The organism is Microcystis viridis FACHB-1342 (genome assembly GCF_014698335.1).
Taxonomy (GTDB): Bacteria; Cyanobacteriota; Cyanobacteriia; order Cyanobacteriales; family Microcystaceae; genus Microcystis; species Microcystis ichthyoblabe_A.
The window spans coordinates 1-4,860 of record NZ_JACJSV010000125.1 but is presented as its reverse complement, the minus strand read 5'-3'; the positions used below and the strand labels follow the sequence as shown (position 1 = coordinate 4,860).

At 42.8% G+C, this 4,860-nt stretch carries 9 protein-coding genes and 2 pseudogenes; 3 read left to right on the top strand and 8 right to left on the bottom strand.

Annotation, left to right across the window (positions count from 1 at the left end; all coding sequences use genetic code 11):
- Positions 1–106: 106 nt before the first annotated feature.
- Positions 107–586, bottom strand: coding sequence for a type II toxin-antitoxin system VapC family toxin (locus H6G40_RS22525; protein ID WP_002738680.1), 480 nt, complete (start codon positions 584–586; stop codon positions 107–109).
- Positions 587–937: 351 nt separating this feature from the next.
- Between H6G40_RS22525 and H6G40_RS22520 the strand changes: the two genes are divergently transcribed.
- From H6G40_RS22520 to H6G40_RS22510, 3 genes are all read left to right on the top strand, one after another.
- Positions 938–1,183, top strand: coding sequence for a type II toxin-antitoxin system Phd/YefM family antitoxin (locus H6G40_RS22520; RefSeq protein ID WP_016514827.1), 246 nt, complete (start codon positions 938–940; stop codon positions 1,181–1,183).
- A complete protein-coding gene (locus H6G40_RS22515) occupies positions 1,180–1,578 on the top strand; it encodes a type II toxin-antitoxin system VapC family toxin (RefSeq protein ID WP_069474475.1) in 399 nt (132 codons plus the stop codon). Before H6G40_RS22520 ends, H6G40_RS22515 begins: the two co-directional genes overlap by 4 nt.
- A 152-nt stretch (positions 1,579–1,730) precedes the next feature.
- On the top strand, positions 1,731–1,985 hold the full coding sequence (locus H6G40_RS22510) for a hypothetical protein (RefSeq protein ID WP_002739141.1): 255 nt from the start codon (positions 1,731–1,733) through the stop codon (positions 1,983–1,985).
- A 15-nt stretch (positions 1,986–2,000) separates the two neighbouring features.
- On the opposite strand, the pseudogene H6G40_RS22505 reads toward H6G40_RS22510, so the two are convergent.
- The 7 genes and pseudogenes from H6G40_RS22505 to H6G40_RS22475 all read right to left on the bottom strand — a co-directional run bounded on the left by H6G40_RS22505 (position 2,001) and on the right by H6G40_RS22475 (position 4,655).
- Positions 2,001–2,486, bottom strand: a pseudogene (locus H6G40_RS22505) (PIN domain-containing protein).
- Positions 2,483–2,728, bottom strand: coding sequence for a UPF0175 family protein (locus H6G40_RS22500; RefSeq protein WP_002770883.1), 246 nt, complete (start codon positions 2,726–2,728; stop codon positions 2,483–2,485). Before H6G40_RS22500 ends, H6G40_RS22505 begins: the two are co-directional and overlap by 4 nt.
- A 190-nt stretch (positions 2,729–2,918) precedes the next feature.
- Positions 2,919–3,065: a PEP-CTERM sorting domain-containing protein gene (locus tag H6G40_RS22495; protein WP_002738886.1), complete on the bottom strand. Its 147-nt coding sequence runs from the start codon at positions 3,063–3,065 to the stop codon at positions 2,919–2,921.
- A 162-nt stretch (positions 3,066–3,227) separates the two neighbouring features.
- Positions 3,228–3,645: pseudogene (locus tag H6G40_RS22490) on the bottom strand (pepsin/retropepsin-like aspartic protease family protein).
- Positions 3,638–3,907, bottom strand: a complete 270-nt coding sequence (locus tag H6G40_RS22485; protein WP_242028831.1) for a hypothetical protein — start codon at positions 3,905–3,907, stop codon at positions 3,638–3,640. The pseudogene H6G40_RS22490 and the gene H6G40_RS22485 overlap by 8 nt, the downstream one beginning before the upstream one ends.
- A gap of 142 nt (positions 3,908–4,049) precedes the next feature.
- Positions 4,050–4,421 carry a DUF5615 family PIN-like protein gene (locus H6G40_RS22480; protein WP_190538253.1) on the bottom strand — a complete coding sequence of 124 codons (372 nt, stop codon included), beginning with the start codon at positions 4,419–4,421 and terminating at the stop codon, positions 4,050–4,052.
- Positions 4,422–4,424: 3 nt separating this feature from the next.
- Positions 4,425–4,655: a DUF433 domain-containing protein gene (locus H6G40_RS22475; protein ID WP_069474477.1), complete on the bottom strand. Its 231-nt coding sequence runs from the start codon at positions 4,653–4,655 to the stop codon at positions 4,425–4,427.
- Positions 4,656–4,860 lie beyond the last annotated feature (205 nt).

The following is a 4,860-nucleotide window of genomic DNA, read 5'->3' as shown; positions in this document are numbered from 1 at the left end:
TTGTAATGGGAGACTCTTTGTTTTCCTAGACAAAAATAATTACTTTTTCAAAAAAACACTTTTCTATTTTTTTGTTGGGTATTTTATTCTCTGGAAGTCCCTAAGTTTACGACTTCTCTGCCGCTTGCTGCCTCCTTTTTGCGTAGGTCTGCAAAGATTGCATCCAAGTCATACTAATTTGGGATAGCTTTCTTTGGATTTGAGCGTTTGCCATCTGCTTACAATTCCATGTTAGTAGATAGTCTAAGCCATAAACGGTTGCTAGTGCCATGTGTAAGGCATCATTAGAGGCTTTGGGGGGTAGGTTGCTTTGTTGCAGGAATTCTTGTGCTAGAGCGATCGCTTCTTCGGTTAGATCGAGAAAAATCAAGGACTGTAACAAGTTCTGTCTTTGAGTAGCAATTGTTGAATCTTCTCTCGATGCTTCATCTTCAACAATTTCCGAAACATACAGAACTAATAAACTACTATACTCATCCCACCAGTCTTGTGTAATCTTAATGTTGGCGGCAAGAATCAGGTTTTCTGTTGGTCTTGCGGTTAGATGACCCAAAATACTGGTTTCAATATAGACGGTTTCGCTCACGGCAATAAGAGAAAATCTATCCCACGTCTATCCCACTGCATTTAATCTTGGTTTTGAGGGAGTTGGGTTTCCTACCTACAAGATCAGCGATCTGCTACGCAGTGCCTTCGGCATCGTATTTAAACCCACAGCTTCAATTAATGTGCTATGCCACTTCCAGAGAGCTAACGGCTTAGCTGAGCGGCGATAGACAACCTCTGCATCACCGCTAAGATCTCTCAATTGTCCGCTGCTCCAGCGTGTTGTTATGTCGTGTTGCTTGTCAGTTACCCACAACTCTAAATTAACTTGCCCTTGCAGAATTGCCGTGACTAGATTAAACTTAGTTTATAGACTTAGTTCTTTTAGACTATGGAAACAGTAAACATTCATCAGGCTAAAACAAACCTTTCTCGGCTATTGTCTCGTGTGGAACTCGGAGAAGTAATCGTTATTTCAAACCGAGGTATCCCAATTGCTAAGCTTGTTCCATTTCGGACATCTTTAGATCGACGGTCTAGTTTAGGACAAGATCGAGGGATGTTGACCATACCAGATGATTTTAATGCTCCTTTACCAGAAGATATTTTGGGAGCATTTGAGGGTGGTGCGGAGTGAGACTTTTACTGGATACACAATGCTGGCTGTGGTGGTTTGTCCAACCAGACAAGTTAAGTGAGAATGTAATTGAACAAATTGCAAACGAAAGCAATGAAGTGTGGTTTTCTGTTGCCAGTGTTTGGGAGATGGGAATTAAAGTTTCAATCGGTAAATTACCACTGCCAGAGCAAATAGATGATTATGTCTCCACTCGAATGACCCGACTGGGAGCTAGGTCGTTAGAGATCAATGCTTCTCATGCTTTGCGGGCGGCTGCATTGCCTTTACATCATCGTGATCCTTTTGACCGAATGCTGATTGCACAAGCTCAGGTAGAAGATATGACACTTGTGAGTGCGGATTCAACACTTAATCAGTATGAAGTGTCTTTGCTTTGGGCAGCTAGTTCTTAGTCATAAACACAGAATTTCACCTGCCTTCTAGATGCTCGTGAATCAAACCCTGTAACGCTTAAATGATTTTTAACTTTCCCCTTGGGGCAAGCTTTTGACTCTCCTAAATTTCAGTTTAGCAGATCCCCTATCCAGATCAGGAGTAAGGCTTTATGAGAAAAAGCACTAATCTCGAAAACCCTATAAACCAGTATAGTACCCTAAATCAACTCCTCCAACCCCATCTAGGGGTGTTACCCAATGCCTTCGGTATCGCATTTAAACCCACAGCTGCAATCAATGTGCATGGTGCGTTCCCCCAAAAATCGATCGCTGGAGCAGTAGGAGTCAGATTAGGGAACGCACCCTACAAGATTAGCGTACTGCTACGCAGTGCCTTCGGCATCGCACTTTGTAAAATGGGTTGAAATATTGCAATAGAATCATTCTCCCGCAATGGTCAAAACTTTTCTGTAGAGTGTTTCGCTAATTCGGAATTCTGCCTTTAAGATTAGCTGATCAACAATCGGTTTAATATTCATAATCAATTCCTTTTGCTTGGCTTCGAGTAAAACGCCCAATATTCCAGTAATATTTAGCCCAAGAGATTATGCAACTTTGCGTCCTTTTCTTTCATCCAAAATTAATATATCTGCGCCTAATTCTAGCGCTAAAATAATCCCTTCTGATTCTCCTCGGTCTAATTTATTGAGTAGTTGATTAACTTGGTTTTGCTGGGTGACAGGCCGTGTTTCTATCCAAGATAAGGTCATGATTTCAATCGTGCCGGGTACGGCGTAACCTAAACTCGCCATTTCCTCATAAACGGCTTGAGGAATGATAATTGTTCCATAGAGTTGATGCAAAAGGGTTAACTGGTTAACGGTGGCTAGGTTGGTAATGGGTGAGGTGTCACTCACGACGATCATAGTCTGCCCAGTTTTTGTAAGGTTTGGATATCTTCTTCTAATTCTTCAAGGTCATAATGGACACAAATCTCTCTTAGATTAAGTTCGTGTTGAAATTGGAGGAGGTTCATGCCTGCAAGATGACGGGCTTTGCCAATGCTGATTTTGTCTTGTTTAAAGAGCATGATGGCGATTTCTAGTTTTAGCTCGTCTTCGGAGAGTCCTGATGCGGTCAGTATGTCATTAGGAATAACTACGCTCATAATTTTTAGGGGTTGGCGATTGTCAAATCAGCGATGGTTTTATGATAGCTCGCTTGTGTCTAGTGCCTTGAGGAAGGTTGATGATTTCTCCAATCTCCATTAAAAAGAAGCAAATATCAAATAATCCTCTTTTAAATAGCAAAAAAAGAGACCATTGCGGCTCTCCTGTTGTAATCCCTTCAACTAACGCTTAGTTTTTGTCTGCTTGGGTGTGGCGGCGCTTGAAGCCAGCCCCCAGACCGACGACAGCCCCCAGACCGACGAGGGCAGAGGGTTCCGGGGTTTGAGCGGGAGGAGCGGCATCGCATTTAAACCCACAGCTGCAATCAATGTGCATGGTGCGTTCCCCAAAAATCGATCGCTGGAGCAGTAGGAGTCACATTAAGGAACGCACCCTACAGCGATGGCGTACTGCTACGCAGTGCCTTCGGCATCGCACTGGCTACGAAGTAAAAACAGTTCGGCAAATGACAAGTTCAGCGGATTGGTTGGCAACAGTTTATTTCTGGATCGGACAAATCTCAAAAGCTAATTCGTTTCGATAAAAGCACACATTAAATTCTGCAAAAAAGTTCATGTGACCTAAAATTACTGGTACATCTGTTGATTGAGTCCACGCAAAGGCAAGTAAAACAGGAGCAAAATGTGCAACTGTCCCAGTCACAACCAGCCCTCGTGACTCACTATGGACAAGGTTTCCACTTAAGGGAATTTGAACAGTTTGATTTTCCCAGACCGCCCCTAACTGTAATCCGATTTCGTAGGGTAAGACATTAACACTAGCACCCGTATCCAATAAAGCCATAACCTCTATTGACTGTTGTCCATCAGTTAAGGTTAGCGACAAGTATGGCAATGCTAGACCGACCAGAACTGTCAGTCCGTTCTGTAAAAGAAAAGCGATGACCGTCAAGCATTTGATACTCCCTTTGCCGACACCAAAAGCTCAGACAAAGCGTGAACAGCTTGATGATCTGCTTGAGGCGACCAGACAACCGCGTTAGTAACCGCTAGTTGCTTGATCAGCATATTTTCATTATGCCCATTACTTGCAGTGTCTAGGCTACATCCTTCCTCTTTGGCTACTGCAAGCAAAAGATAGTGAATAAGCCTGAGCTTGTCTTGATGCGTTAGTTGACTGACAGTTGGCAGGAGTTCGATAAGGGACATATTAAACATCTGGTGTTGCTATCTAATTTGGATCATAGCATCTTCCTAAATCTACCTCTCCCATCAAGGAATACAGCTGCAATCAATGTGCATGGTGCGTTCCCCCAAAATCGATCAGTGGAGCAGTAGGAGTCACATGAGGGAACGTACCCTACAAGATCGGCGATCTCACCGTTAAGTCTCTCATTCTAATTTTGTCTTCTTCAATAACTGTAAAGTGTCCATACCAGTCATCCCGTAATGAGATAACCTTGGCAACTTTCTCAGCGACTACAGATGCAGAAGGTACTCTTATTCTAAACAAAATAATACCAACACTGGCCGGCAACCTTGAACGAAAGGCGAGTTCTCCAAAATCTTGATCAAATGTCAAGAGAATACGATTTTCTGCTTGGGCGCGACTTAAAACTTCCCGGTCTGAGATTCCGGGGGATTCCACCCTAATCCACAGGACATCATGGCCATTTTGTCCTAGGGCTTCAACCGCGTCAAGGGGGAAATTTTCGTTCGCTAGAAAACGCATCAGTTAAGCAGGAATAGCATAGACTTTCTCAGATTTGAGCATTACACTAGCATAGCCAAGACAAGCTTGAATATCTTCTACTGTAATACCTGGGTAGTTTCGCAGAATTTCATCAACACTCCAACCTTGGGCGAGAAGATCGATGATAAATTCAACCGCAATCCTTGTTCCTTTAATGATAGGTTTTCCCACCAAAATATCGGGATTTAGTGTAATTCGAGTTTCCCAGTCCATAGCTACATCATTGAAAGTGTTTTCAAAAAGGTAAAGGCTGCATGGGACGCACCCTATATCTCGTTTTATTATAACAGGATTTGGTATCACAGTTTCAATCAATGCGCCAATTCAAAAATGAAACGCATCAACCTCAAGAGTTGACAAAGAAAGGCTCATCAGGTACTGTCTGATCATTAACAAAAACAAATCAGACCCAAAATGA

Excerpts from the sequence above, each read along its gene's own strand:
- H6G40_RS22510 (WP_002739141.1), top strand. The coding sequence starts at position 1,731 with ATGAGAAAAAGCACTAATCTCGAAAACCCTATAAACCAGTATAGTACC.
- H6G40_RS22485 (WP_242028831.1), bottom strand. The coding sequence starts at position 3,907 with ATGTTTAATATGTCCCTTATCGAACTCCTGCCAACTGTCAGTCAACTA.
- H6G40_RS22475 (WP_069474477.1), bottom strand. The coding sequence starts at position 4,655 with ATGGACTGGGAAACTCGAATTACACTAAATCCCGATATTTTGGTGGGA.
- H6G40_RS22495 (WP_002738886.1), bottom strand. The coding sequence starts at position 3,065 with ATGCACATTGATTGCAGCTGTGGGTTTAAATGCGATGCCGCTCCTCCC.
- H6G40_RS22500 (WP_002770883.1), bottom strand. The coding sequence starts at position 2,728 with ATGAGCGTAGTTATTCCTAATGACATACTGACCGCATCAGGACTCTCC.
- H6G40_RS22520 (WP_016514827.1), top strand. The coding sequence starts at position 938 with ATGGAAACAGTAAACATTCATCAGGCTAAAACAAACCTTTCTCGGCTA.
- H6G40_RS22480 (WP_190538253.1), bottom strand. The coding sequence starts at position 4,421 with ATGCGTTTTCTAGCGAACGAAAATTTCCCCCTTGACGCGGTTGAAGCC.